General features: G+C 61.7%; 25 protein-coding genes and 2 pseudogenes. 14 read left to right on the forward strand and 13 right to left on the reverse strand.

The window, feature by feature from the left end:
* Positions 1-311: 311 nt before the first annotated feature.
* On the reverse strand, positions 312-776 hold the full coding sequence (locus tag LJY18_RS17205; protein WP_238043002.1) for a glycine zipper domain-containing protein: 465 nt from the start codon (positions 774-776) through the stop codon (positions 312-314).
* Between the two features lie 148 nt (positions 777-924).
* On the opposite strand from LJY18_RS17205, the gene LJY18_RS17210 reads away from it, so the two are divergent.
* On the forward strand, positions 925-1,161 hold the full coding sequence (locus LJY18_RS17210) for a hypothetical protein (protein WP_238043003.1): 237 nt from the start codon (positions 925-927) through the stop codon (positions 1,159-1,161).
* Between the two features lie 208 nt (positions 1,162-1,369).
* Here the strand turns inward: LJY18_RS17210 and pdxH are convergent, their stop codons facing one another.
* From pdxH to dinG, 4 genes and pseudogenes are all read right to left on the reverse strand, one after another.
* The gene (gene pdxH, locus LJY18_RS17215) at positions 1,370-2,017 is read right to left on the reverse strand and encodes a pyridoxamine 5'-phosphate oxidase (RefSeq protein WP_238043004.1); all 648 of its coding nucleotides are present in this window, start codon (positions 2,015-2,017) and stop codon (positions 1,370-1,372) included.
* Positions 2,018-2,139: 122 nt separating this feature from the next.
* Positions 2,140-2,751: pseudogene (locus LJY18_RS17220) on the reverse strand (OmpA family protein); the annotation flags it as partial.
* Positions 2,752-2,847: 96 nt separating this feature from the next.
* Positions 2,848-3,993: a serine hydrolase domain-containing protein gene (locus LJY18_RS17225; RefSeq protein WP_238043006.1), complete on the reverse strand. Its 1,146-nt coding sequence runs from the start codon at positions 3,991-3,993 to the stop codon at positions 2,848-2,850.
* An 82-nt stretch (positions 3,994-4,075) separates the two neighbouring features.
* Positions 4,076-6,220, reverse strand: a complete 2,145-nt coding sequence (gene dinG / locus LJY18_RS17230) for an ATP-dependent DNA helicase DinG (protein WP_238043007.1) — start codon at positions 6,218-6,220, stop codon at positions 4,076-4,078.
* Positions 6,221-6,336: 116 nt separating this feature from the next.
* On the opposite strand from dinG, the gene LJY18_RS17235 reads away from it, so the two are divergent.
* Positions 6,337-6,801, forward strand: coding sequence for a CopD family protein (locus LJY18_RS17235; protein ID WP_238043008.1), 465 nt, complete (start codon positions 6,337-6,339; stop codon positions 6,799-6,801).
* A gap of 46 nt (positions 6,802-6,847) precedes the next feature.
* On the opposite strand, the gene LJY18_RS17240 is transcribed toward LJY18_RS17235, so the two are convergent.
* From LJY18_RS17240 to LJY18_RS17255, 4 genes and pseudogenes are all read right to left on the reverse strand, one after another.
* On the reverse strand, positions 6,848-7,609 hold the full coding sequence (locus LJY18_RS17240; RefSeq protein ID WP_238043009.1) for a collagen-like protein: 762 nt from the start codon (positions 7,607-7,609) through the stop codon (positions 6,848-6,850).
* On the reverse strand, positions 7,602-7,907 hold the full coding sequence (locus LJY18_RS17245; RefSeq protein WP_238043010.1) for a DUF1145 domain-containing protein: 306 nt from the start codon (positions 7,905-7,907) through the stop codon (positions 7,602-7,604). Before LJY18_RS17245 ends, LJY18_RS17240 begins: the two co-directional genes overlap by 8 nt.
* A gap of 130 nt (positions 7,908-8,037) precedes the next feature.
* Entirely contained in the window at positions 8,038-8,769 is a 732-nt protein-coding gene (locus LJY18_RS17250) for an OmpA family protein (RefSeq protein ID WP_238043011.1), read from the reverse strand.
* 103 nt (positions 8,770-8,872) lie between these two features.
* Positions 8,873-9,229, reverse strand: a pseudogene (locus tag LJY18_RS17255) (OmpA family protein); the annotation flags it as partial.
* Between the two features lie 440 nt (positions 9,230-9,669).
* Here LJY18_RS17255 and LJY18_RS17260 point away from each other — a divergent pair.
* Both LJY18_RS17260 and LJY18_RS17265 read left to right on the forward strand, forming a co-directional pair.
* A complete protein-coding gene (locus tag LJY18_RS17260; protein ID WP_238043012.1) occupies positions 9,670-10,167 on the forward strand; it encodes a DUF6231 family protein in 498 nt (165 codons plus the stop codon).
* 5 nt (positions 10,168-10,172) lie between these two features.
* Positions 10,173-10,658 carry a YchJ family protein gene (locus tag LJY18_RS17265; protein ID WP_238043013.1) on the forward strand — a complete coding sequence of 162 codons (486 nt, stop codon included), beginning with the start codon at positions 10,173-10,175 and terminating at the stop codon, positions 10,656-10,658.
* A 248-nt stretch (positions 10,659-10,906) separates the two neighbouring features.
* Here the strand turns inward: LJY18_RS17265 and LJY18_RS17270 are convergent, their stop codons facing one another.
* A complete protein-coding gene (locus tag LJY18_RS17270) occupies positions 10,907-11,449 on the reverse strand; it encodes a hypothetical protein (protein WP_238043014.1) in 543 nt (180 codons plus the stop codon).
* A gap of 215 nt (positions 11,450-11,664) precedes the next feature.
* On the opposite strand from LJY18_RS17270, the gene LJY18_RS17275 reads away from it, so the two are divergent.
* The 4 genes from LJY18_RS17275 (at position 11,665) to LJY18_RS17290 (ending at position 15,464) form a co-directional block, all read left to right on the forward strand.
* Positions 11,665-12,162 (forward strand): LEA type 2 family protein, encoded by a 498-nt coding sequence (locus tag LJY18_RS17275; protein ID WP_238043015.1) that lies wholly within the window; start codon positions 11,665-11,667, stop codon positions 12,160-12,162.
* Between the two features lie 6 nt (positions 12,163-12,168).
* The gene (locus tag LJY18_RS17280) at positions 12,169-12,381 is read left to right on the forward strand and encodes an SEC-C metal-binding domain-containing protein (protein ID WP_238043016.1); all 213 of its coding nucleotides are present in this window, start codon (positions 12,169-12,171) and stop codon (positions 12,379-12,381) included.
* Positions 12,382-12,388: 7 nt separating this feature from the next.
* A complete protein-coding gene (locus tag LJY18_RS17285; RefSeq protein WP_238043017.1) occupies positions 12,389-12,847 on the forward strand; it encodes a DUF2489 domain-containing protein in 459 nt (152 codons plus the stop codon).
* A 79-nt stretch (positions 12,848-12,926) separates the two neighbouring features.
* Positions 12,927-15,464 carry a penicillin acylase family protein gene (locus LJY18_RS17290; protein WP_238043018.1) on the forward strand — a complete coding sequence of 846 codons (2,538 nt, stop codon included), beginning with the start codon at positions 12,927-12,929 and terminating at the stop codon, positions 15,462-15,464.
* A gap of 165 nt (positions 15,465-15,629) precedes the next feature.
* Here LJY18_RS17290 and LJY18_RS17295 read toward each other — a convergent pair whose 3' ends face one another.
* Positions 15,630-15,857: a hypothetical protein gene (locus LJY18_RS17295; protein WP_238043019.1), complete on the reverse strand. Its 228-nt coding sequence runs from the start codon at positions 15,855-15,857 to the stop codon at positions 15,630-15,632.
* Between the two features lie 519 nt (positions 15,858-16,376).
* Between LJY18_RS17295 and nadE the strand changes: the two genes are divergently transcribed.
* A complete protein-coding gene (gene nadE, locus LJY18_RS17300) occupies positions 16,377-17,204 on the forward strand; it encodes an ammonia-dependent NAD(+) synthetase (RefSeq protein WP_238043020.1) in 828 nt (275 codons plus the stop codon).
* Positions 17,205-17,280: 76 nt separating this feature from the next.
* Here nadE and dcd read toward each other — a convergent pair whose 3' ends face one another.
* Positions 17,281-17,847: a dCTP deaminase gene (gene dcd / locus LJY18_RS17305; RefSeq protein ID WP_238043021.1), complete on the reverse strand. Its 567-nt coding sequence runs from the start codon at positions 17,845-17,847 to the stop codon at positions 17,281-17,283.
* A 326-nt stretch (positions 17,848-18,173) separates the two neighbouring features.
* On the opposite strand from dcd, the gene LJY18_RS17310 reads away from it, so the two are divergent.
* Complete coding sequence (locus tag LJY18_RS17310; protein ID WP_079202733.1) at positions 18,174-18,383, forward strand: cold-shock protein; 210 nt, start codon at positions 18,174-18,176, stop codon at positions 18,381-18,383.
* Positions 18,384-18,490: 107 nt separating this feature from the next.
* Here LJY18_RS17310 and apbC read toward each other — a convergent pair whose 3' ends face one another.
* Positions 18,491-19,582 (reverse strand): iron-sulfur cluster carrier protein ApbC, encoded by a 1,092-nt coding sequence (gene apbC / locus LJY18_RS17315; protein WP_238043022.1) that lies wholly within the window; start codon positions 19,580-19,582, stop codon positions 18,491-18,493.
* Positions 19,583-19,781: 199 nt separating this feature from the next.
* Between apbC and metG the strand changes: the two genes are divergently transcribed.
* The 4 genes from metG (at position 19,782) to rsxC (ending at position 25,981) form a co-directional block, all read left to right on the forward strand.
* The gene (gene metG / locus LJY18_RS17320) at positions 19,782-21,824 is read left to right on the forward strand and encodes a methionine--tRNA ligase (RefSeq protein ID WP_238043023.1); all 2,043 of its coding nucleotides are present in this window, start codon (positions 19,782-19,784) and stop codon (positions 21,822-21,824) included.
* A gap of 160 nt (positions 21,825-21,984) precedes the next feature.
* Positions 21,985-22,569 carry an electron transport complex subunit RsxA gene (gene rsxA, locus LJY18_RS17325; protein ID WP_238043024.1) on the forward strand — a complete coding sequence of 195 codons (585 nt, stop codon included), beginning with the start codon at positions 21,985-21,987 and terminating at the stop codon, positions 22,567-22,569.
* Entirely contained in the window at positions 22,566-23,141 is a 576-nt protein-coding gene (gene rsxB, locus LJY18_RS17330) for an electron transport complex subunit RsxB (protein WP_238043025.1), read from the forward strand. The genes rsxA and rsxB overlap by 4 nt, the downstream gene beginning before the upstream one ends.
* Entirely contained in the window at positions 23,138-25,981 is a 2,844-nt protein-coding gene (gene rsxC / locus LJY18_RS17335) for an electron transport complex subunit RsxC (RefSeq protein WP_238043026.1), read from the forward strand. The genes rsxB and rsxC overlap by 4 nt, the downstream gene beginning before the upstream one ends.
* Positions 25,982-26,043: the final 62 nt, after the last annotated feature.

Raw genomic sequence — 26,043 nt, forward strand, 5'->3', positions numbered from 1 at the left:
GCGCCTTAATGTATCTGCAGGTCTACGCCTGCTGCATGATCTGAAAGGCCTGCGATCATTCCCAGGGAGCCCTCGCATGACTCAAGTGCCACTCGCCACCCCCCGCCAGAGCCAGCTAAGCCTTTGTCGGCGCAGGATTATTCCACGATTACCCTCGCCTATCGATACAGCGTTATAAATAGAAGTATTACTAAAATCGCAACCCGCGGGATTGTCTGACTGTAGCGGTTGCCAGGCAACAGCATAAAAGCCATTAAATGACGCGCACGAAAAAGCCGGATCAGCTGACGCCGATCCGGCTTGAACACGGGTTACGGGGCGACGCGGCTGGTGCCGTTGGCGGTCATGATCCGTACACGCTGACCAACCCGGAAGACCTGATTCTCTTCAACGGCCTGGACATAGGCGCGCATGGTGCCGTCATCTTCTCGCACGGTGATTTCGACACCCTGGGTACGGGTGAAGCCCTCTTCCGTGGCGGCACCGATCAAGCCGCCGGCGACTGCACCGATCACCGCCGCGACAGCACTGCCGCGACCGCCACCGACACCGCTACCAGCCACACCCCCGACCACCGCACCGGCACCAGCACCGATCGGCGTCCTGGTGCCTTCGATCTTCACCGGCCGCAGCGATTCGATAGTCCCCATGCGCACGGTTTGCACCGTGCGGGCTTCATCGCGCGAATAGGTGTCGCCCGTGAGACTGGACGCACAGCCACCCAGGATCAGAGCCAATGCAGTAAAAACTGTAACCAACGCAACAGGCTTACGCATGAGAACCGCCTCCGTTTGCAATATAGGGCTCATTAGACCGGCAAAGTCCGCAGCTGTCATCCTGCCCTCGGAAAAACCCTGCGCGACAACCTGCCTGCTTCAGTCAGCTTAGGCTATCGGTTAGGCTTCGCCGCAGGAGGGAACACCCATGGATTATTTCATCATCGCCAGCCTGACCTGCGCTGGGCTCTACTTCCACTGGTGGCTGTACGTGCGCATCAAGCGCTGGGCCGACCGCGACCTGGCCTTATCGATGGCAGGCAAGGACGCCGCGAAGAAGAATTATATGCTCCAGCGCCTTGCCGAAGCCCAGGCCGGCAAGGTCAAACGTCGTGAGCTGCACGCCTGGCTGGAACGCGCGGCCGCCGATTACCGCGCGCCCTGAGCGCTTGTGAAAATCTCGAGCGCCCTTCCGAGGACGCGTGCCGTGATCCGTTCGGAGCGCAGCGACAAACCGCCAACTTTTGTGCCGCTCCGATGAGCCCATCGGCGCACTGCCCAGGGCAAGTGCACCATGGGGATCACGGATTTTCTCAAGGTAACCGGACTGTAGGCGGCCGCAGCAGGCGCGAACTTTTCAGACGCGCGCGTAATCAGGGGGCCAGCCGCTCGCGGCTCCAGACATCGTTGTGCAGGCGATAGTCGAGGCGATCATGCAGACGACTGGCACGGCCCTGCCAGAACTCGACACGCTCGGCCAGCAGGCGATAACCGCCCCAATGTGGCGGACAGTGGGGCGCCTGATCGAGAAAGCGCTCTTCGACTTGCGCCAGCAAACGTTCCAGCTCGGCGCGGTCCTTGATCACCTGGCTCTGTGGCGAAGCCCAGGCGCCCAGGCGACTGCCCAGCGGACGCACCTGAAAATAGGCATCGGACTCGGCCGCGGTGACGCGTTCGACCCGTCCCTCGATGCGCACCTGGCGCTCCAGGGTCGGCCAGAAAAAGGTCATGGCCGCATAGGGCCTGGCGGCCAATTGCTCGCCTTTAGCACTGTCGTAGTTGCTGAAGAAGGTGAAACCACGCTCGTCCAAACCCTTGAGCAGCAGCACCCGACAATGCGGGCAACCCTCGGCATCTACAGTGGCCAGGGTCATGGTATTGGGCTCAACCGGCGGTTGCTCGGTCTTCAGCGCGTCGGCAAACCATTGCTTGAACAAGCTGTATGGCTCGCCAGGCGCCTGCGTTTCGCACAAGCCATCACGGGTGTAGTCGCGGCGCATATCGGCCAGGGTCTGGGTCATGACAAAGCCCTCTAGAACGGAGGCTGCCTAGCTTACCCGGACGCGCCGTACTTGGCTTGATCCAGAGCAAGTAACTACTTGCCGGTAACCGAGCTGGCACTGTCTTGCTGCTTGCTGCGGACTGCGACCAGCGCCGGCGTAGCGGCCGGAGCCGGCTGACTGTACTTGGCGACCAGCCCCTTCATGGTGCCCTTCGAGGTCAGCATGATTTCCACCCGCCGATTCAGTTCGCGACCCTCGACGCTGTCATTGGCCGCACGCGGCATGTCCGAGCCCATGCCTTTGACCATCAGGCGATTCTGCTTCAACCCGCTCAAGCGGAAAATCGCGGTAAAGGCCCGCGCCCGCTCATGACTGAGTTCGCGGTTGGCCGTAGCGACGCCACTGCTGTCGGCATGGCCGAGCACGAGCACGGCAACGCTCTGGTCGTTTTCCGCAAGTTTGGCAACCCGGCTGATCGGCCCAAGGGTCACTGGCAGCAGCATCAATGGACGGTCCGGATTGAAGCTGCCCAGCACCGGAGCGGTTACCACCAGCAGGTTCTCGCGCCGTTCCAACTCGAAGTGGCTGCCTTTGATCGCCTCCCGCACGCGCGGTTCGTAATCGTCCAGCCAGGCCTGGGTGACTTCCGGGTCGGGCATGGCAACCACTCGTGGCTGTTTGATCTTCTCAGAGCCGACACAACCGGCGAGAAGCAGACACAGGACGAAGGCGAGGGGTTTGTTGGCTAGCATCGGACACCTACTACGAAACAGTCAAAAGAAACCAGCGAAGGGCCGGCATAAGCACATAAAAACAAGCAAGCTGTGCCCGGAGTTTAGCCGAGCTTTCTACAAACAATCTGCCAATACCCGCGCAAGTTTCTGCGCTCGAGGGTCCATCAAGACGAACGGTCCTAGATTGTTGACCACGAAGCCAAATGCCACATCACGCTCCGGATCGGCGAAGCCGCTGGAACCACCCGCACCCGGGTGCCCGAAAGCTTGCGCGCCCATGCCATAGGTGGCATTGGCCACCCCGGGTTGATCAAGCATGCAGCCCAGACCGAAGCGCGTGCGGGTCAGCAGGGTCTTGTCATCACCGACACCATGCTCACGGGTCAGCTCATCGAGCAACTCGCTTTCCAGCAAGCGGCCATCGAGCAAACCGCTGTAAAAACCGGCAAGACTGCGTGCATTACCGTGACCGTTGGCCGCCGGTTGCTGCATTCGACGCCACTGCGGCTTATTAGTGCTGGTCATGATCGACGGCGGGTTGCTGAATGCCCGCGTAGTCATGGCGGTCGAATCGCTCATCATGACCTTGAGCAGGCGCTGGGCGGCGGCATCACCCATGCTGCCCTTGCCGCGGGAGATATGTGCCACGCGGTCGAAATCTTCATCGGCCAGACCGACATGAAAGTCCAGGCCCAGCGGTTTGGCGGTGCGCGCGACTATCGACTCACCCGGGCCGCAGCCTTCGACGCGCCGCAACAGTTCGCCAACCAGCCAGCCATAGGTGATGGGCGCATAGCCATGCCCCTCGCCGAGTGGCCACCAGGCTTCTTCGGCCGCCAGGGCGCTGGTCATCGCCTGCCAGTCGTACAAGGCCTCTGCCGGCAGCATCTGGTGCAACGCCGGCAACCCGGCCTGATGACTGAGCAAATGACGCAGGGTGATCCTGGCTTTGCCAGCGGCGGCGAACTCTGGCCAATACCGGGAAACGGGGGCGTCCAGTTCGAGTTTGCCCTCGCCGACCAGTTGCAAGGCGGTGACGGCGGCAAAGGTCTTGGTGCAGGAAAACAGGTTGAGGATGGTGTCGCTGTGCCAAGCCTGTTGGCCATCCTTATCGGCCACCCCGGCCCAGATATCCAGCACCGTCTCGCCGGCGATCTGCACGCAGAGCGCGGCACCACGCTCCTGTGGGTCGTCGAACAGGGCGGCGAAGGCGTCCTTGACCGCCTCGAACTTGAGGTCGAAATAGCCCTGTATCTGCACAAACGGCTCCTTGGTATGGGGAATGGGTGATCAGCCGCGCATTGTTCCAGCCCGGCATGCACTTGGGAACCCGGGCAGCCGGCTAACTGATCTCTCGCCGAAAGGGCGGTAGCGCATTGAGAATTGCCTTGCCATAACGCTGGGTCACCACTCGCCGGTCGAGCAAGGTAATGGTGCCGCGGTCGGCTTCGGTACGCAGCAAGCGCCCGCAGGCCTGGACCAGGCGCAGCGAGGCGTCGGGCACGGCGATCTCCATAAAGGGGTTGCCACCGCGCGCTTCGATCCACTCTGCAAGCGCCGCCTCCACCGGGTCATCCGGCACCGCGAAGGGGATTTTGGCGATCACCACATGCTCGCAGTAGGCGCCGGGCAGATCGACGCCTTCGGCGAAACTGGCCAAACCGAACAACACGCTGTCTTCGCCGCTGTCGACCCGCGCCTTGTGCTTGTTGAGGGTTTCCTGCTTGGACAGATTGCCCTGGATAAATACCCGCTTGCGCCAATCGCGCTCAAGCCCCTCGAACACGTCTTGCATCTGTTTACGCGAGGAGAACAACACCAGGGTGCCGCGCGAGCCTTCCACCAATGCTGGCAAATCGCGAATGATCGCTGCCGTGTGTGCCACCGCATCACGCGGATCGGCATTCAGGTTCGGCACCCGCAGAACGCCGGCATCGGCATGATGAAAAGGGCTCGGCACCACGGAGGTCACCGCCACCTTGGGCAGGCCGGCACGCATCCGATAGCGATCGAAGGTACCCAGCGCAGTCAGGGTTGCCGAGGTCACCAGGGCGCCATAGGCCACATTCCACAGATTGCGACGCAGGGTTTCGGCGGCCAGGATCGGGCTGGCATTGACCTCGATGTCGAACAGCGCACCGCTGTCGGCCAGGGTCAGCCAGCGCGCCATCGGCGGACTGTCTTCGGGGTCTTCGGCGGTGAAGGCCAGCCACAGCTCCCAGCTACCATGGGCACGCGCCAGCAGGCTGCCGAACAGCGGATACCACTCCTCGGCCTGGTGACTGGCGATGCCGATTGTGGCCTCGCCATCCATCGCTTCCTTGAGTTTTTCGGTCACTCCGGTGAACAGCTCGGACAGCTTGGAAAAACCCTTCTTCAACTCCGTTCCCAGCTCACGCAGGTGCTCCGGCACCTGACCGCCAACGAAACGATGACGCGGTCGTTCACGGCCCTGCATGTCTTCGCCGGGCTTGAACTCGGCCACCTGCTCGCAGGCGCTGAACATGAACTGCTGCTGGGTCTTGATCTCCCGCGCCAGCTCCGGAACCTGTTCGATCAAGCGCCCCAGATCACCCGGCAACGGGTGCTGGGCCAGCAGCTTGCTGAGGTTCTTCGCGGTCTGTTCCAGCCAATCGGCGGTCGAGCGCAAGCGGGTGAAATGGGCGAAGTGACCGATAGCCTTGTCCGGCAGATGGTGACCTTCGTCGAATACATAGAGGGTTTCCCGCGGGTCGGGCAGCACCGCGCCACCGCCCAGCGCCAGGTCGGCGAGCACCATGTCGTGGTTGGTGACGATCACATCGACCTTGCCCATGCCCTCGCGGGCCTTGTAGAAGGCGCACTGCTGGAAGTTCGGGCAATGCCGGCTGGTGCACTGGCTGTGGTCGGTGGTCAGCTGCGACCAACGCGCGTCCTCCAGCTCCTCGGGCCAGTTGTCGCGATCGCCATCCCATTTGTTGCCGGCGAGCTTTTCCATCATGACCACGAACAGTTTCTGACTCTGCTCGTCGACGTCGATACGGAAGCCTTCTTCCTCGAACAACTGGGCGGTGGCACTTTGCGCCTGGCCTTCCTGCAACAGCATGTCGAGCTTGGACAGGCACAGGTAGCGGCCCCGGCCCTTGGCCAGGGCGAAGCTGAAGCTCAGACCACTGTTGCGCATCAGGTCGGGCAGATCCTTGTGGACGATCTGCTCCTGCAGGGCCACTGTCGCGGTGGCTATCACCAGACGCTTGCCGGCAGCCTTGGCCACGGGAATCGCCGCCAGGCAGTAGGCCACTGTCTTGCCGGTGCCAGTACCGGCTTCTACCGCCACCACGGCCGGCTCACCCTCACGCCGGCCTTCCCCGTCGACCTTGATCGCCCCCAGCACCTTGGCGATGTCGGCGATCATCAGCCGTTGGCCATAGCGCGGCTTGAGCGACTTGGCTTCGAGAAAACGCGTGTAGGCGCCCTGGATCTGGGACTTGAGTTCGGTACTGAGCATGGGATCTGGACGTGGGGTCTGGGCGCGAAAAGGCTGGATAAATTTTCAGTGTCTTGCAACGGCCGCTATCATAGCGCGCTAATCGATAATGCGCAGAACCCGGACTGGAGTTTTACATGACACCTTACGCTGTGACCTACGCCCTGCATCTGCTCGCCGCACTCGCATGGGTCGGCGGCATGTTCTTCGCCTGGATGATCCTGCGCCCTGCCGCCGTCAGCGCACTAGAGGCGCCGGCTCGCTTGAAACTGTGGCTCGAGGTATTTCAGCGCTTCTTCTACTGGGTCTGGGCGGCCGTGATAGTGCTGCCGATCACCGGCGTGGTCATGCTCAACCTGCGCTTTGCCGGCTTCGAGGCCGCGCCGCGCTATGTCCACATCATGATTGGCCTGTATATCGCCATGCTCGCGCTGTTTCTCCGTGTACAGGCGCTGCAACTGCCTGAACTGCGTCGCGCGGTGGCCGCTGAAGACTGGCCGAGCGGCGGTGCCGTGCTCGGGCGAATTCGCCGCCTGGTGGGAATCAACCTGATTCTGGGTCTGGGCCTGATCAGCATCGCGGCCACCCGCCCAGGCTTTTGAGGGCGAGCCAGGAGCGCATTACGCTCCTGGCCTTGGAGCCGCTGAGTTAAAAGCGCACTACATCCAGATTGCCTGCCGCCCCTGCAATGCCTGATTGGCCGGACTGACCGGAGCGCCCATCACGGGCATGCGAAGTGCTGTACAGCCAGCAGCCCTTGCTCGCGCCACCAGCCCCAGCGTTTCCGCCATTGCCGGCAGAGCCACCAGCGCCGCCATCGAGGCGCACCTGCAACCGCTCCAGAGGAAAGTCCAGCGGCACCTCCAGGCGCACTTGCCCACCCCTGGCTCCGGCCTGGCCATCGCCGCCGCGCAACCCATCATGGCCGCGACTGGCCTGACCCCAGGCACAGCCGCCCGGCTTGCCATCCGCACCATCCAGACCGGAGTAACCTGGCGCACCCATGCCACCTCGGGCATCGACCAGGAGGGCCTCGGTTACCACACCCACAAGGCGAAGGCTCAGCGTCCGACCCGGCAATGCCGGCTGCAGGAACGATCCCGGGGCACCACGCACGCTGATCTGCGCGCCGGCAGCGACCTCACCGCTGCCCACGTCGAGACGAAATGGCTGCTCGCCAGGTGCAATGGCAATTCGCGCGTCACGTCCCAGGCGCAGTTCCGCGACATGCATGTCAGTCAGCCCGGACGGAATCAGCAAGGTGCCATGATCTGCGATGTGCAAGCGCTCCACCTGCAACACATGGGTTGTCGCGGGCAATCGCAGCATGGTATGCGACTGCACCTCGATCAGGCTCTGCGCCAGTGCCAGCGGGCTGCAGAGTGCGGCCAATAGCAACAGGCTACGCATGCTCGACCTCCACCTGCGCCAGGGGCGCGCTCACCAGCTGCGCCGGTGCCAACGACAATCCCTGCAAGTGAAAGATGCCGAACAGTAATATCTGTACGCGCTCGAGACCCAGCCGAGTACGCCCGTTCACACGCTCATTGAATAGCCACAACTCCAATCCGTGGATCAATACAAGCAAAGCGCCCGCCATATTCAGCAACAGTGCAAAAGGTTGCGCGAACGGATTGATCAGATTGGCCAAGACCACGCCCCAAAATAATGCGGTCAGCACTTTCCCCAACCCCAACAAGATTTTCATGTTCGCCCCTGGCAGCTGTTTGTTCTGCGGCACCTTAACTGCTTTGCGCCAGGCTAGCAAAAAGTGCAGCGGCCTCCGCCGCGCCAGATACATGGCCGATCAAAGATCGGCCCGTATCAGGTAACGTCGGCTACGGCAGCGCTTCGACCGCGGCTTCGACCCTTCGGTTGATCGCGCGTCCAGACTCGGTGTCGTTATCGGCAACAGGGCGTGATTCGCCGTAACCTACAGCCGATACCCGGTTGGTTTCGATACCATGCTGCTCGACCAGTATGTCGCGCACCGCATTGGCACGCCGCTCGGACAAGCCTTGATTATAGGCATCGGAGCCGATGGCATCGGTGTGCCCCTCGACAACCGTAGTGGTCTGCGGATACTGCGTCATGAAGTCAGCGAGACTTTTGATGTCGGCCTGACTGCCTTCCTTGACGACCGACTTGTCAAAGTCGAACTTGACGTCCAACTCGACGCGAACCGGCACTACAGGCTCATCAGGCTCCATCGCTTGCGCTGGACTCGCATACTCCGTGTATGGGCAGCCATTGTGGCGCACCGAAGTATTGGGTGGTGTACCGGGACAACGGTCGCGACGATCAAACACGCCATCGCCATCCTCATCACCGTCCTGGGCATAGCAAATAAGGCTGCCTATGACCGCTCCGGCCACGGCACCGCCTGCTGCCCAAGCCGAACTCTCGATTGCGCCTAGGCCACCACCGGCCAGGCCTCCAATCGCAGTGCACAAGGGCCAGTTCCCTTGGTTGAGTACTGCGTCTCCCGTACTGGAAGTCGTGACGCAACCAGAAAGAATACTACTGGCCAAGAGAAGGGGGAAAGCAACTCTGAAGAGTCTGGTTCTCATGGTGTATCTCCTGTATTACCAGCAGCACGCCGGTAACACAGGAGTTAAGCGCACCCTCTGGATAGTACAAGTGCACCCTCCGTGAGGGTGCACATGGCTACAGTTAAGGCCGTGCCTCGACTTCAGCCTCAACTCGACGGTTGATTGCCCGACCTTCAGCAGTCGAGTTGTCAGCGACCGGTCGAGTTTCGCCATAACCTACTGAGTTGACGCGACTACCTGCCACACCATACTGGTTGACCAGCACATCGCGAACAGCGTTGGCACGACGCTCGGACAGACCCTGGTTGTAAGTGTCGGTACCGACGGAGTCGGTATGCCCTTCAACCACGGTGGTGGTTTGCGGGTATTGCGCCATGAAGTCTGCAAGGTTTTTGATGTCGGCAAAACTGCCTTCTTTCACTTGAGCCTTGTCGAAATCGAATTTCACATCCAGTTCGACTCGAACAGCTTCTGCGACGGGTTCAGGCATGACAGGCTCCTCGACCATCACCTCCTCTACCATCGCCATTTCTTCTTCCTCGCCGGCGCCATGCACCCAGCAATAGGCCGCCGCCATGCCGGCACCGACCAACGCGCCGCCACCCGCCCAGGTCGAACTCTCGATAGCGCCCAGTGCCGCGCCGCCCACACCACCAACTGCCGCACACATCGGCCAATCGGTTTTTTGCAAACCGGCGCAACCCGTCAAGAAACTTGTCGTCAAAATTAGGGGTACCGCTTTCCTTATGATGCTCATATGCATATCTCCAGTAGGGATCGGACGAAAACCGACACTTATGGATTAAAGACCTCTGCTTTAGAATTCGCCAGACTTCATTTAAATACTCTAAAAATCATCGGCTCTAGGCCTTCACGCAGCCGCGCGTTAGTCTTTTCGGAACCGATCGAGGATTATCGATGACCGCGAGCATTAGTTCCCGCACGCCACAACAAGCGCTAGCCGCTCTACTGGAGCGTTACGCACCCAGCCGCCTGCTGTTGATAGGCGCCAGCGAACTGCCGGCGCTGGACGCTTTCAGGGCCGCACATGCCGATTGCCAAGTCGCCCATGCCGCCGCAGGCACCTTGCCGGCGGAACTGGCCGCTCAACGATTCGACCTGGCGCTGGTCGTCGACTGCCTCGAACACCTGCCCAAGCGAACCGGGCTGGAGCTGCTCGGAGGCATCCGCAACCTGAATGCCAGTCGCCTGGCCGTGCTGGTCGACCTGCAGGCCTGCGCCTGGCAGGACACCGATTTCTTCGCCCTGGCCCTGCAAGCCAGCGAGCGCTTTCAGCGAGGCGAACAGACCCTGAGCCTGTTCACCTACGACCTGCTCGACTACAAGCAGGTGCCCGCCTGGCTGAATGCCAAGTTCTGGGCCAACCCGGAAAATTTTGGCAAATACTGGTGGTGAACCACATGCACACAGTCAACGCCGTTCCGCCAAGCTGCCCTTGCGGCAGTGGCGACTCACTCAGCGAGTGCTGCGGTCGCTACCATGCGGGGCTGCCGGCGCCGAGCGCCGAAATACTCATGCGCTCCCGCTACAGCGCCTATGTACTGGGACTGGTTGATTACCTCCTGGCGACTACCCTGGTGGCTCAACAGCCGGGCCTGGATCGCGCCGCTATCAGTGCCTGGAGCCTGCACAGCACCTGGCTTAGCCTCAACGTCGAGACCTCTGAAGTACTGGGCGGCGAGCCGGAGCATGCTTTCGTGACCTTTACCGCCCGCTGGCACGATGACAGCGGCGAACATGCCCACCGCGAACGCTCCGCCTTCGTCCAGCACAAGGGCCATTGGTACTTTATTGACCCTACGGTCGCGCTACAGGCTGGCCGCAATGACCCCTGCCCTTGCGGCAGCGGACAGAAATTCAAGAAATGCTGCGCGGGATTTGTCTGAAAAAAAACGCAGCAGACCGGTTCATCCGGGTACAACGGCGATGCCGTTGCGCTCATTGAGCGGCTCACCCGTTTGCTCCACACAAGGTGCTCGGCGCGTCGCGCTGGAATAACGCGACGGTGGTGCTGCCGGCTGCAGATCCACGCGCATTTCAACCGCGCGCAGCAAAGCCCGTACTAGCCTTCGGTGAACGGCTCTGTGCGCCTGCCGGGTGCTGCGACAAGGTCGGGAGCAATCCCGACCTAGGCCTATTCCTGTAATTTCAGATGGGAAATATCCGGAGGTGGCGGCGCCGGTGCGGGCTTTATCTCACCCATGTCGCTACCGGCAGGCGCCAGACTGAATTGCGACAGATCGACAGGCGGTGCTTGCGGCGCAGGCTTCTCATCCTGCAAGTCCTCACCAAGCGGGGCGATTCCAAAATCCGGCGCATCAACCTCGGAGAACGCCGCCATGTACTCATCGCGCGGCAGCACTTTCAGCCGCTTGCCGACAGGCGCATCCGCCGCTGCCGCAGGCACAACCCCTTCGGCGGCGGGCGGCGCTGCCAACTCGATCTCCTCCGCCATGTCCCTCACTTCGACCTGAGCACCGGCGCGCAGCAAGGTGCTGCGGTATTTTTCCGCGCCCGCTGCATCCAGGTTGTTCTTGATCACAATGCGCCGACCGGAAAACAGCAAGGCAATACGCTGAGCATCAGCCTGGAACAACTTGGCCAGATTAGCTTGCACCGACTCCAGTTGCGCCCCCGGCACTAACTGGCCGGTGAAGGCGATCTCATAACGAACCATGGTCACTCTCCTGTCTTCATCAGCGCCCAGTATGGCGCAGGCTTGTACCCGCAGAGGCCGTAAAACCATCGAATGCTGTCGCGGCGCCGCCTCCAGACGTTAGCGGCCAGCCGCATGGGGGATGGCCCGGCAGGCGGGCGTTACTTCACAATCTCGCACAACACGTTGCAGCGAAGCACGTGCTTGTTACACTGACGCGTCCTTTGGAGTATGAAATGTTTTCCCAGGCGCTAACTATAAGAACTCTCAGCCTATTGATGTTGTTCGGCCTATTTTCCAGCATCGGTGGATGTTCCACCTGGATGAGCGGGGGATTCAAGGATCCGGATGTCAGCTTGGTCAAAGTCGAAGTCATCAGGGCCAAGTTGCTGGAGCAGCAGTTCGTCCTGCGTTTTCGCATCGACAACCCCAACAGCATGAGCCTGCCGGTGCGCGGCCTGGATTATCGGGTGCACCTCAACGAGGTGAAACTGGCAGAAGGCGAAACCAATACCTGGTTCACGGTTCCGGCCCATGGTCACCATGTGTTCGATGTCCCGGTGCGCACCAACCTCTGGCGGCACCTACGACAAATCGTCAAATTGCTTGAGCGACCCGAAGAGCCGATCCGCTATCGCCTCGAAGGTCAGGTAAAAACTGGCTTGATGTTCGGGCGCAGCGTGCACATGTCGCGTAATGGCGAGATAATCCCCGGCGATTTCATTCCTGAGTAAATGCACATGAACCAACAAGCCCACGTACACGGTCCCGACTGCAACCACGCCGAGCCTGATCATGACCACGATCACGATCACGATCACGGTCACGTGCATGGCCCGGACTGCAACCATGCTCACCAGGAGCCGGTGCGCAACACCCTGAAAGATGTCGGTCGCAACGACCCCTGCCCGTGCGGTAGCCAGAAGAAGTTCAAGAAATGCCACGGTGCTTGATGTGCCCATGAGCACCTTGAATCTACTGCTTCTGTTGGCCGGCGCCCTGCTGGTGACGGCCCTTGCGCTGTATGCCTTGCTGCTGTGGCGCCGAGTCTGGGCGCAACGGCGCAACGTGGCGCAGGCAGAAAACCAGCGCCGTGAACGTCTGGCTGGCGACTTGCAGGTGCTCGCCAGCAGCCTGCTCGATAGCCAGCTGCCATTGATCGAAGGCGCTATTCGGATCAAGGTGCTGCTGGACAACTACGACACTGCGCTCAGCCAGGACAGTCGCTGCCAGGTGTTTCACCTGCTGTTCGAAGCCACCGCCCAGGTGCCGACCCATGCGAACTGGAAGGCACTGGACCCGAGCGAGCGGCGCCAGCACGAAAAACGCTTCAATGAACTGGAACTGCAGCACAAGGCTGCCGCTCGCACAGCCGCGCGCTGGCTGCTCGACGAAGGCCTGAAGCAACCCGGCAACTGACCCTGGCAGGCTTTCAGGGGTTGGCCGGCACTTTCTCCACCGATCTTTCCTGTCCTGCGTTCTGCAAGGAGCTCGCCGCATGCTATCGCGCGCATTCCGTCCCATGGCCCATCTGGGCCTCGCCGCCACCCTTGCTAGCGGCTTGGCGTTAAGCGGCTGCCAGTCGATTCTCGACAGCCGTTACCGCGATAGCCTGCAGCCGGACCAAGGCAGCGTGCGCATTCAGGGCCTGGCACAAACCGTTGTGGTGCGACGCAATGCCCTGGGCATGCCGCTGATCGAAACCAACACCTTCCACGACGCGCTGTTCGCCCTGGGCTATGTGCATGCCAGCGACCGCCTCAGCCAGATGGTCGGCCTGCGCCTGATGGCCGAAGGCCGATTGGCGGAGATGGCAGGCCCCGGCGTACTGGAAATCGATCGCCTGATGCGCGCGGTCAACCTGAAAAAAAGTGCCGCAGTGCTCTACGACAGCGCCTCGCCACGAATGAAGAAGTTCTTCGAGGTATACGCCCGCGGCGTCAATGCCTACCTGTTCCGCTATCGCGACAAGCTGCCGATGGACCTGGCCCAATCCGGCTATCGGCCGCCCTACTGGAAAGCCGAAGACTCGGTGCTGGTGTTCTGCCTGCTGAATTTCGGCCTGGCGGTCAACCTGCAGGAAGAAATCGCCGCACTGGTGCTGGCGCAGAAAGTCGGCAGCGACCAACTCGCCTGGCTGCTGCCCACCTACCCGAACGAACCGCTACCGTTCGATGAGGCCGAAAAACTCAAGGGTTTGACCCTGAGCGGACAAGTCCCCGGCCTGGCCGCCATCAAGAATGCCGCCAGCCAACTCGCCAGCGCTCACATGCTCGGCGTCGCAGCATCGAATAACTGGGCCATTGCCCCACAGAACAGCCGGAGCGGCAAAAGCCTGCTGGCCAACGACACCCACCTGCCACTGGCGATGCCATCGGCGTGGAACTTCGTCCAGATCCGCTCACCGAAATTCCAGGCCGCGGGCGTGTCGATTGCCGGTGTGCCGGCCATCGTCGCAGGGTTCAACGGCAAGCTCGGCTGGGGCATGACCATGGTCATGGGCGACAACCAGGACCTGTTCCTGGAGAAAATCCAACGCCGAGGCAACCGCCTCTATTATCAGGCCGAGGGCAAATGGCTGCCCGCCCGGGAGCGCCAGGAGACCTTCTTCATCAAGGGTCAGCGACCGATCCGCGAAACCATCTTCGAGACCCGTCACGGGCCGCTGCTCAATTCGGTACTGGGCGAACGCAAGCACCCTTTCCAGCCCTTGCAGCTGGGCAGCGGTTACGGCCTGGCCCTGCAGACCAGCCAATTCGAGACGGACCAGAGCCTCGATGCGCTATTCGATCTGTCCCGCGCGCAGTCGGTAGAGCAAGCCTTCGAAGCCACCCGTGAAGTGCGAGCCATGCCACTGAACATCGTCTTCGCCGACGCCCAGCACATCGGCTGGCAAGTCACCGGGCGCTTCCCCAATCGCCGCGAAGGCCTTGGCCTGATGCCCTCGCCTGGCTGGGATGGCCGCTACGACTGGGATGGTTTCGCCGACCCCATGCTGCATCCCTACGACCAGGACCCGCAGCAAGGCTGGTTGGGCACCGCCAACAATCGCACCGTGCCACGCGGTTATGGCATGCAATTGTCCAATTCCTGGTTCTACCCGGAGCGCTACGAGCGCCTCGCACAACTGGCTGGCAGCGGCAGGCACGACACGCGCAGCATGATTGCCATGCAATACGACCAGACCAGCCCCTTCGTCAGCAAGCTGCAAAGCATGTTCACAGCCCCCGGCATGGCCGAGCCGCTGCAACAGGCCATCGCTGCCCTGCCCGCGCAGGAACGCGCAAAGGCGAGCGAAGCCTACAGCAGACTGATGGCATTCGACGGCAATCTCAGGGCAAGCTCGGGGGATGCCGCACTCTATGGTGCCTTCCTGCACGAAAGCGCGCGGCAGATCTTCCTCGATGAACTGGGCCCCGATACCAGTGCGCCCTGGCTGGCTCTGGTGGAAACCGCCAAGCAATCCTATTCGGCCCAGGCCGACCACCTGCTTGGCCGCGACGACAGTCCATTCTGGAACGATATCGGCAGCGCCGAGCAAGAAGACAAGCCTGCCATTCTCGCCCGCAGCCTGGCCGCCGCCGTGACCTTCGCCGAAACCAAGCTCGGCAGTGAGCGCAGTGGCTGGCAATGGGGCAAGCTGCACAGCTACACCTGGATCAGTGAAACCAGCAAACTGGCGCCCTACATGAGCACCAGCCAGCGCGCCGCAATCAACGCACTGAAGGACTACCTCGACCGCGGCCCCTACCCGGCCGGCGGCGACCACAGCACCCTCAACGTATCGGCCTACAGCTGGGGACAGGACTTCGACACCTGGCTGATTCCGGCCATGCGCATCGTGGTCGACTTCGGTCGCGAAGAGCCACTGATCGGCCTGAACAGCTCCGGCCAATCCGGCAACCCGGCGAGTGAGCATTACGCCGACGGCATCGAGGCCTGGCGCAAGGGCCAGTACATGAGCTTCCCGTTTCAGCCGCAGAACCTTGAGAAGGTCTACGGCAGTAAACGCCTGATCCTGACACCCGGAAAATAGTTACCGCTGGTCGGCGACGGCTGAACCAAGCTGCCAGGTCTGCGCTCTGAATTGACGGACTTACTCCATAGATCATTATTTCAGGGCGCCTTTGGGCGCCTTTTTTTTGCGCACAACTTGGGCCTGCGACCGCGCACCCCGAGCCTGCCGGGCGCTGGACAATGGTCAGTCGCGAGTAATCCCGGTAATGGTAATGCCGTAACACTCAGCCAGACGCACAGCTGGGGTCTGGATTTCATTCGGAAGGTCTCTGGGTTCCTCGCGCTCGTACACCTGCTCGGCCATTTTGAGCAGATGCATTACCGCCTCTTCCAGGCTCGGCTTGCTGGCGGACTGAAGCTCGAACACCTCAGTGCGCTCATCTTTACTGTATGTGATCTTCCAGGTCGTCATACCTCATTCCTCCCACTCAATCTTCGCATGCTGACGGACACGAGCCTGCTTAGCCCCACCTTAGCAAAGCCGTCCGGGCACTTTGGGCAATACCCCGCCGGACAGGTTTTCCGAATGTTTCAGCGCCGATAGCTCGCCAAGACTGCAATGCTGTTCTTTTAAGCCAACTGAGCAGTATTTTTGTAGCTGGGTAAATTGGCGAAAGCCACAGGCGACAGGGCGCGACGGAGGTGGAACAGCAGGATCAGCGCCCCCTAAAGTGAACAGCACTACCGCCAAGACTGAACCTTATGTGTCGGCATGCCTCAAAGCAGATGCATCGATTGATTCTCCGGGCGCCCATGGCGCCTATTTTTTTGCCTGAATTTTCACCTAATCCACGGCCATTGACGATTAACGCAAGGCCACAGTTGGCATATGATCCTGCAGCGCCTGCGCCACGCCATGCCAACTGGCCGCATTACCCAACGAGCAGGTTTCACTTTCATCTGCGCAACCGACTTGCACTAAGGAACCACCATGAGCAGCCGCCAAGCCGAGATCGCCACCGCCCTGAACGTGGTGCCCCCCTTTGCCGACGAAACCGCCCTGCTGGCAGAGATCGAGCGGCGCAAAACCTTTATCAAGAATTGCCTGCGTAACGCGGGCCTGAAAGTACTGGTGCTGGGCATCAGCGGCGGGGTCGATTCGCTGACCGCTGGACGCCTCGCGCAACAGAGTGTGGAAGAGCTGCGCAACGAGACGAACGACGCCGCGTATCGCTTCATTGCCGTGCGCCTGCCCCATGGCACCCAGCACGACGAGCACGACGCCCAGGCGTCACTGGAATTTATCCGCGCGGACGAAGAAGACACAGTGAACATCGCCGACAGCGTGTACGCACTTGGCGAGCAGGTCAGCCACCTGCAGAAGCTCAGCGAGGCACGCCGCGACTTCGTCGTCGGCAACATCAAGGCCCGCATGCGCATGGTCGCCCAGTTCGCCATTGCCAACGCCAATAACGGCCTGGTCATCGGCACCGACCATGCTGCCGAGGCGGTCATGGGCTTTTTCACCAAGTTCGGGGACGGCGCTTGCGACCTGGCACCGCTCAGCGGCCTGGTCAAAGGCCAGGTGCGGGCCATCGCCAAGCAGCTTGGCGCACCGGAAAGCCTGGTGTTCAAGGTGCCCACCGCCGACCTGGAGGAATTGCGTCCGGGCAAGCCGGACGAAGAAGCGCACGGCGTCAGTTACGCCGAGATCGACGCATTCCTGCATGGCCAGCCGGTCCGCGACGAGGCTTACGCCATCATCACCCGCACCTACGACAACAGCCGGCACAAGCGCGAGCTGCCACTGGCGCCCTGATCACCAAATTGCAGGCAAGAAAAAGCCGGTTCCCACAGTGCGCGGAAACCGGCTTTTTCGTGGTCCAGCAGAACGATCAGGCTTTCGGCAAAGTTACGCCGAGTTGCCCCTGGTACTTGCCGCCGCGATCCTTATAGGACACTTCGCACTCCTCGTCGGACTCGAAAAAGAGCATCTGGGCCACGCCTTCGTTGGCGTAGATCTTCGCCGGCAAGGTGGTGGTATTGGAGAATTCCAGCGTCACATGACCCTCCCACTCGGGCTCCAGCGGGGTGACGTTGACGATGATGCCGCAGCGCGCGTAGGTGCTCTTGCCCAGGCAGATGGTCAGTACATTACGTGGGATACGGAAGAATTCGACGGTGCGGGCTAGGGCGAAGGAGTTCGGTGGAATGATGCAGACATCGCTCTTTACGTCGACGAAGCTCTTTTCATCGAAATTCTTCGGATCCACGGTGGCCGAGTTGATGTTGGTAAACACCTTGAACTCATCGGCGCAGCGCACATCGTAGCCATAGCTGGATACACCGTAGGAGATCAGCGCCTGACTGCCTTCGGTGCGCACCTGGCGCTCGACGAAAGGCTCGATCATGCCGTGTTCCTGCGCCATGCGGCGAATCCATTTATCCGATTTGATGCTCATGGCGGGCGTCCTGAATAAGCGGGTGATGAAAAAGTGAGCGCATCTTACCGGGGCCGGCGGCAGGGTTCAAAGGCTGTCGACCAACGTCATCACGCAAGCCTGCGCTTTGCTTCAGCCGTCGCCAAATAACAGAAAGGTGTACAGAGCGTTCGCGCTTAGCGTTAAAAACGAGTACAGTAGCGCCACTGTGCTGCATGTGTCACCGCGAATCGCTACTTGATGCCTAGATTTCGATCCAAACATCGTCCGACTCCTAGTACTCGTTGCACTCAGTCCCGGCCTGGGCTTTTCCAGGGCTGTTATTAAAAATTGTTAGGAGACATAACATGTCGAATCGTCAGAATGGTACCGTCAAGTGGTTTAACGATGAGAAAGGCTACGGCTTTATCACTCCGCAATCCGGTGACGACCTGTTCGTACACTTCAAAGCTATCCAGAGCGATGGTTTCAAGAGCCTGAAAGAAGGCCAAGCAGTGACTTTCGTGGCCACCCGTGGTCAGAAAGGCATGCAAGCTGAGGAAGTTCAGGTTGCATAACCTGATCTAACCTCGCTTGAGAAAAAGCCCCGCCATGTGCGGGGCTTTTTTGTGGGCGCTAATCCGTCGCCTACGCCGTGCGCCCCAGGCGCACGGCGCTGACTCATTCAGTCCTCGCTGACCACAATACTCGGCATGGCCTGCGCCTGCCGCTCACCCCGAGCGATACGCGCGCCGACATTGCGAGCAATCTCCTGATAGATCATGGCGATCTGGCTTTCCGGGTCGGCGATAGTGGTCGGCTTGCCGCCGTCGGACTGCATGCGGATGGCCATCGACAGGGGCAAGGACGCCAGCAGGTCGACACCGAACTGCGCCGCCAGCTTCTCACCGCCCCCTTCACCGAACAGGTGCTCGGCATGCCCGCAGTTCGAGCAGATGTGCACTGCCATGTTTTCCACCACACCGAGCACCGGGATATTCACCTTGCGGAACATCTCCACGCCCTTCTTGGCATCCAGCAGCGCCAGATCCTGCGGCGTGGTGACGATCACCGCGCCGGACACCGGCACTTTCTGCGCCAGGGTCAGCTGGATGTCGCCAGTGCCCGGGGGCATGTCGACCACCAGATAATCCAGGTCGCCCCAAGCGGTTTGGCTGATCAACTGGATCAGCGCACCGGAGACCATTGGCCCGCGCCATACCACCGGGGTGTTTTCGTCGGTCAGAAAGGCCATCGACATGACTTCGACGCCATGGGCCTTGAGCGGCACGAACCATTTCTGATCCTTGATCTCGGGCCGCGTACCCTCAGGTAGGCCAAACATGATGCCCTGGCTAGGCCCATAGATATCCGCATCGAGAATGCCGACCCTGGCCCCTTCGCGCATCAGCGCCAACGCCAGGTTGGCGGCGGTGGTCGATTTGCCCACCCCGCCCTTGCCCGAAGCCACCGCGATCACGTTCTTCACGCTGGCCAGCGCCGGCACTTGATCCTGCGCCTTGTGCGCCTCGATCACGCAGTCGACCTGCACCTGCGCGCTGTCGACGCCCTCGAGGTTTTCCAGGGCCATCTGCAGCATCTGCGCCCAGCCGCTTTTGAACAGGCCAGCAGCGTAACCCAACTGCAGACGCACGCTGACCTTGCCGCCCTGGATATCCACTTCACGCAGACAACCGGCGCTGACAGGATCCTGATCAAGGTGGGGATCGGTGTATTGGGACAGTGCAGCTTCGATCGCTGCGCGGGTGACGGACATAGAAGACTCCCAGGGAAAGACCGAGTAAAACAGGCGGGCATATTACCCCGTAGACTGCGCCGTGCGCACCGCCTCTCTGGCTCATCATCGCCCCTGGTCGATGCAGCGCCACCTGCCCAGACGATCCAGCGGATGAAAAAAATCCGCGCCGCCTATATAGTTGCCGACTTCTTTCGTTATACCAGTGCAGCCGATTCCCATGAGCGAAGCCCGCAAGATTCTCGTTACCAGCGCCCTGCCCTATGCCAATGGTTCGATTCACCTTGGCCATATGCTCGAGTACATCCAGACCGATATGTGGGTGCGTTTCCAGAAGCTGCGCGGCAACCAGGCCATCTATGTGTGCGCCGACGATGCCCATGGCTCGGCGATCATGCTGCGCGCCGAGAAAGAAGGCATCACCCCGGAACAGCTGATTGACAACGTCAAGGCCGAGCACACTGCCGACTTCGGCGACTTTTTGGTCAACTTCGACAACTACCACTCGACCCACTCCGAAGAGAACCACGAGCTGTCGGCGGCGATCTACCTGAAACTGCGCGACGCCGGGCATATCGCCACCCGCTCGGTGACCCAGTACTTCGACCCGGAAAAGGGCATGTTTCTCGCCGACCGCTTCATCAAGGGCAGCTGCCCGAAGTGCGGCGCCGAGGACCAGTACGGCGACAACTGCGAGAAATGCGGCGCCACCTATGAGCCCACCGAGCTGAAGAACCCGCGCTCGGCGATCTCCGGCGCGGTGCCGGAGCTGCGCGACTCCAAGCACTTCTTCTTCAAGCTGCCGGACTTCGAGGCCATGCTGAAAGGCTGGACCCGCGGCGGCGCCCTGCAGGACGCAGTGGCCAACAAGATCGCCGAATGGCTGGATTCCGGCCTGAAGGAATGGGACATCAGCCGCGATGCGCCCTACTTCGGCTTCGAGATCCCCGACGAACCCGGCAAGTACTTCTATGTCTGGCTGGACGCCCCTGTCGGCTACATGGCCAGCTTCAAGAATCTCTGCGCACGCACTCCCGAACTGGACTTCGACGCCTTCTGGGGCAAGGACTCGACAGCCGAGCTGTATCACTTCATCGGCAAGGACATCGTCAACTTCCACGCCCTGTTCTGGCCAGCGATGCTCGAAGGCGCCGGCTACCGTAAGCCGACCGGGGTCAACGTGCACGGCTACCTGACCGTCAACGGCCAGAAGATGTCCAAGTCGCGCGGCACCTTTATCAAGGCGCGCACCTACCTCGATCATCTGAACCCGGAATATCTGCGCTACTACTACGCCGCCAAGCTCGCGCGCGGCGTCGACGACCTCGACCTCAACCTCGAAGACTTCGTGCAGAAGGTCAATTCGGACCTGGTCGGCAAGGTGGTCAATATCGCCAGCCGCTGCGCCGGCTTTATCCACAAGGGCAATGCTGGCGTGCTGGTCGCCGGCAACGCCGCACCCGAGCTGACCGAGGCTTTCCAGGCCGCCGCGCCGAGCATCGCCGAGGCCTACGAGGCGCGTGACTTTGCCCGCGCCATGCGCGAAATCATGGGCCTGGCCGACCGCGCCAACGCCTGGATCGCCGACAAGGCGCCCTGGTCCCTGGCCAAACAGGATGGCAAGCAGGACGAGGTCCAGGCCATCTGCGCCCTGGGCATCAACCTGTTCCGCCAGCTGCTGATCTTCCTCAAGCCGGTGCTGCCGAAACTGGCCGCCGATGCCGAAGCCTTCCTCAATGTTGCGCCGCTGACCTGGAACGACCACCAGAGCCTGCTGGCCAACCACCAACTGAACCCGTTCAGCGCCCTGCTGACCCGTATCGAGCCTGCGAAAATCGACGCCATGATCGAAGCCTCCAAAGAAGACCTCGCCGCCAGCCAGACCGAGAGTGCGCCGCAAGGCAATGGCGAATTGACCAAGGAGCCGCTGGCTGCGGAAATCGCCTTCGACGCCTTTGCCGCAGTCGACCTGCGTATCGCCCTGATCGAGAAGTGCGAGTTCGTCGAAGGCGCCGACAAGCTGCTGCGCCTGACCCTGGACATCGGCGACGGCAAGCGCAACGTGTTTTCCGGGATAAAGAGCGCCTACCCGGACCCGAGTCAGCTGGAAGGCCGCCTGACCCTCTACGTCGCCAACCTGGCCGCACGCAAGATGAAGTTCGGCGTGTCCGAAGGCATGGTCCTGGCAGCCGGCCCCGGTGGCGAGGAAATCTACCTGCTCAGCCCGGACAGCGGTGCCAAGCCGGGCCAGCGGGTCAAGTAACGCTACTGCGGCGTATAGGCGCAGCGTACCCCCAATACGCTGCGCCAGCCTTATGCTTGCCATTCAGCAACAGTGATCCAGCTTGTATGGCCGGGCAGGCTTCCCGATAATAGACAACCCTTTGCCTACGGCCTTGCCCTGTCCACCAACGGAACCCGCAATGACCGAACTCGCCTTGATCATGGTCAGCGCCATCCTGGTCAACAACTTCGTGCTGGTGCAATTCCTCGGCCTGTGCCCGTTTATGGGCGTGTCGAAGAAAATCGAGACGGCCATCGGCCTCTCCCTTGCCACCACCTTCGTCCTGACCCTGGCGGCCATGTGCAGCTACCTGGTCCAGCATTACGTGCTCGAGCCACTGGATATCGAATTCCTGCGCACCATCAGTTTCATCCTGGTGATCGCCGTGGTGGTGCAGTTCACCGAGATGGTGGTGAACAAGACCAGTCCGCTGCTGTACCGCGTGCTCGGTATCTTCCTGCCGCTGATCACCACCAACTGCATCGTCCTTGGCGTGGCCCTGCTCAATGCCAACAAGGCCGAGTTCACGTTTATCACCGCCACCGCCAATGGTTTCGCCGCCGGCCTCGGCTTTTCCCTGGTGCTGGTGCTGTTCGCCGCCATGCGTGAGCGCATCGCCATCGCCGACGTGCCGAAAACCTTCCAGGGTGCCGCTATCGGCATGGTCACGGCCGGTCTGATGTCGCTGGCGTTCATGGGCTTTACCGGGCTGATCAAGCTATGAGTCTGTTGTTCAGCGCGGTGCTTGCCCTGCTGGCGCTGTGCCTGGTGGCCGGCGCCATCCTCGGTTTCGCCGCGGTGCGCTTCAAGGTCGAAGGCAACCCGATCGCCGAGCAGATCAACGGCCTGCTGCCGCAGACCCAGTGTGGCCAGTGCGGCTATCCAGGCTGCAAGCCCTATGCCGAGGCGATTGCCGGCGGCGACAAGATCAACAAATGCCCACCGGGCGGCGAAGCGACCATCCAGGCCCTGGCCGACCTGCTGGATGTCGAAGCCGAACCGCTGGACGCGGTGGAAGGCGAAAAACCGCAGATGGTCGCCTACATTCGCGAGGCCGAGTGCATCGGCTGCACCAAGTGCATCCAGGCCTGTCCGGTGGACGCCATTGTCGGCGCGGCCAAGCAGATGCACACGGTAATCGTCTCCGAATGCACCGGCTGCGACCTGTGCGTCGAACCTTGCCCGGTAGACTGCATCGACATGATCCCGCTTGGCAGCAGCGTGCAAAGCTGGAAGTGGAGCAAACCCCTGGCGCCCGGCCAGTTGATCGCTACCGACCGGGAGCAGGCAGCATGACGGCGATGCAACCCCTGGTATGGGATATCCCCGGCGGCATCCATCCGCCGGAGCGTAAAGAACTCTCCAACCGCACGCCGATCCAGCCGGCACCGCTGCCCAAGCGCCTGGTGTTGCCGCTCAACCAGCACATCGGCGCAGCGGCCGAGCCTGTGGTCAACCTGGGCCAACGGGTACTCAAGGGCCAGCTGATCGCCGCCGCCACCGGTTTCGTCAGCGTGCCGCTGCATGCCCCGACCTCCGGCACGGTCAGCTTTATCGGCCCGCAGCCTTATCCCCATGTTTCCGGCATGCTCGCCCAGGCCATCGTCATCGACAGCGACGGACTGGATCAGTGGTGTGCACTGACACCCTGCCCGGATTACCGCCACCTGGAAACCAGCAGCCTGCTGGAGATGATTCGCCAGGCCGGGATCAGCGGCCTGGGCGGCGCCGGTTTCCCCACGGCGGTCAAGCTCAACGCGCGGCCAACTCAGAAAATCCATACGCTGGTGATCAACGGTACCGAGTGCGAGCCGTACATCACGGCCGACGACCTGTTGATGCGCGAATGGACCCAGCAGCTGATCTCCGGCATCGACATCGTCGCGCAACTGATCCAGCCCGACCAGGTTCTGATCGGCGTCGAAGACAACAAACCAGAAGCCATCGCCGCACTGCGCGCGGCCTTGAGCGAGCGCAGCTATCAACTGCGGGTCTTCCCGACCAAATACCCCTCCGGCGGCGAGAAGCAACTGATCCAGATTCTCACCGGCGTCGAAGTGCCCAGCGGCGGTCTGCCAGCGGATATCGGTATCCTCTGCCAGAACGTCGGCACCTGCAAAGCCATCCACGATGCCGTGGTTCTCGGCAAACCGCTGATCTCGCGCATCACTACCCTGACCGGCGAGGCTCTGGCGCGACCAATGAACGTCGAGGCGTTGCTCGGCACCCCGGTCGGCGAACTGCTGGAGTTTGCCGGCCTAGACCGCAGCAAGCTCAACCGCCTGATCATGGGCGGGCCGATGATGGGCTTTACCCTGCCATCGCTCGACGTACCCCTGATCAAAACCACCAACTGCCTGCTCGCCGCGACCAGCGCAGAATTGCCAGCGCCGCCACCGGCCTTGCCCTGCATCCGCTGTGGTGAATGCGCAGAGGTCTGTCCGGTCAGCCTGCTGCCGCAGCAGCTGCACTTCTTCGCCATCGGCCAGGAACACGAGCAGCTCAAGGCACACAACCTGTTCGACTGCATCGAATGCGGCGCCTGCGCCTATGTCTGCCCGTCGAGCATTCCCCTGGTGCAGTACTACCGGGCGGCCAAGGGCGAAATTCGCGATCTGGAACAGAAGCAGTTCAAGGCCGAGCAGTCCAAGCAGCGCTTTGAGTTGCGCCAGGAGCGCCTGCGCCGCGCCGAAGAGCAGAAAGAAGCCGAGCGCAAAGCCCGCGCCGAGAAAGCCGCCCGCGCCAAAGCCGCCCAAGCTGCGGCGCCAGTGGGCACTGACGATGGCGCGCACACAGCCAAGCCGGCCGGCCTCAGCGATGAACTGAAGAAACTCAAGATCGAAGCCAGCATGGCCCAGGTCGCGCTGAAGAAGGCCGAGAAACAACTGGCGAGCCACGCCACGCCCGAGATGCAGGCCCAGGTCGACCAGCTGCGCAGTGCCGCAACAACCGCACAGCAGGCTCTGGACAACGCCATGCTGTCCAGCCCAGCTGCCGCAGCGGCGCCTCCGGCGGATGATGCGGCCCTGAAGAAAGCCAAGATCGACGCGGCCATGCTCCGCGCGCAACTGCGCAAGCTGGAAAAACTCGAAGCCCCGGATGACGACCAACTGGCCGAGCTGGCCCGCCTGCGCCAGCAGCTCGAAGAGGCCGATAAGGCCCTGAGCAGCCTGCAAAGCCAGGCCGCCCCCGCGCCGAAGCCGGTCGACGACGGCGCCCTGAAGAAAGCCAAGATCGACGCAGCCATGCTCCGCGCCCAGTTGCGCAAGCTGGAAAAACTCGAAGCCCCGGATGACGACCAGCTGGCCGAACTGGCCCGCCTGCGCCAGCAGCTCGAAGAAGCCGAAAAGGCCCTCGCCGCCCTGCAAAGCCAGGCCGCCCCCGCGCCGAAGCCGGCTGACGATACCGCCCTGAAGAAAGCCAAGATCGACGCGGCCATGCTCCGCGCCCAGTTGCGCAAGCTGGAAAAACTCGAAGCCCCGGATGACGACCAGCTGGCCGAACTGGCCCGCCTGCGCCAGCAGCTCGAGGAGGCCGAAAAGGCCCTGAGTAGCCTGCAAAGCCAGGCCGCCCCGCCACCACAGCCGGTCGACGACGGCGCCCTGAAGAAAGCCAAGATCGACGCGGCCATGCTCCGCGCCCAGCTGCGCAAGCTGGAGAAAACCGAGACCCCCAGCCCTGAACAGCTGAGGGAACTGCGCGTGCAGTTGCAGGCCGCAGAAGCACTGCTGGCTGAATTGGACACCCAGTCGCCCGCCGCGTCAGCCAAAGCTGGCGACGATAGCGCCCTGAAAAAAGCCAAGATTGAACTGGCGATGAAACGCGCCGAGCTGAAAAAAGCCGAGAAAGCCGACCGCGATGACGTCGAACTAGGCAGTCTGCGCGAGGCGATGGCCCAGGCCGAACAAACTCTCCACGCGGCCGAAGCGATGGCCGGCAAGCCTGTACCAACACTGGTACGCATGGATAAACAGCCGATCGATGAGGCCACCCGCGCCCTGAAAACCGAAGTGGCCTTCGCCCGTGCCGACCTGCGCAAACTGGAACGTGACGAGAGCAGCGCTGCCGATGCCCTGACGGCAGCCCGTCAGCGCCTGGTGGAAGCCGAACAGAAATTACAGGAACACGCAGGCTAACCGACACCCCGTAGCCGGGAGTGCATCCGGGCTGCGATTCTGAACAGCTATCAAGGCCGCGC

Origin of the sequence: Pseudomonas sp. MMS21 TM103 (assembly GCF_022132145.1) — a bacterium.
Taxonomy (GTDB): Bacteria; Pseudomonadota; Gammaproteobacteria; order Pseudomonadales; family Pseudomonadaceae; genus Aquipseudomonas.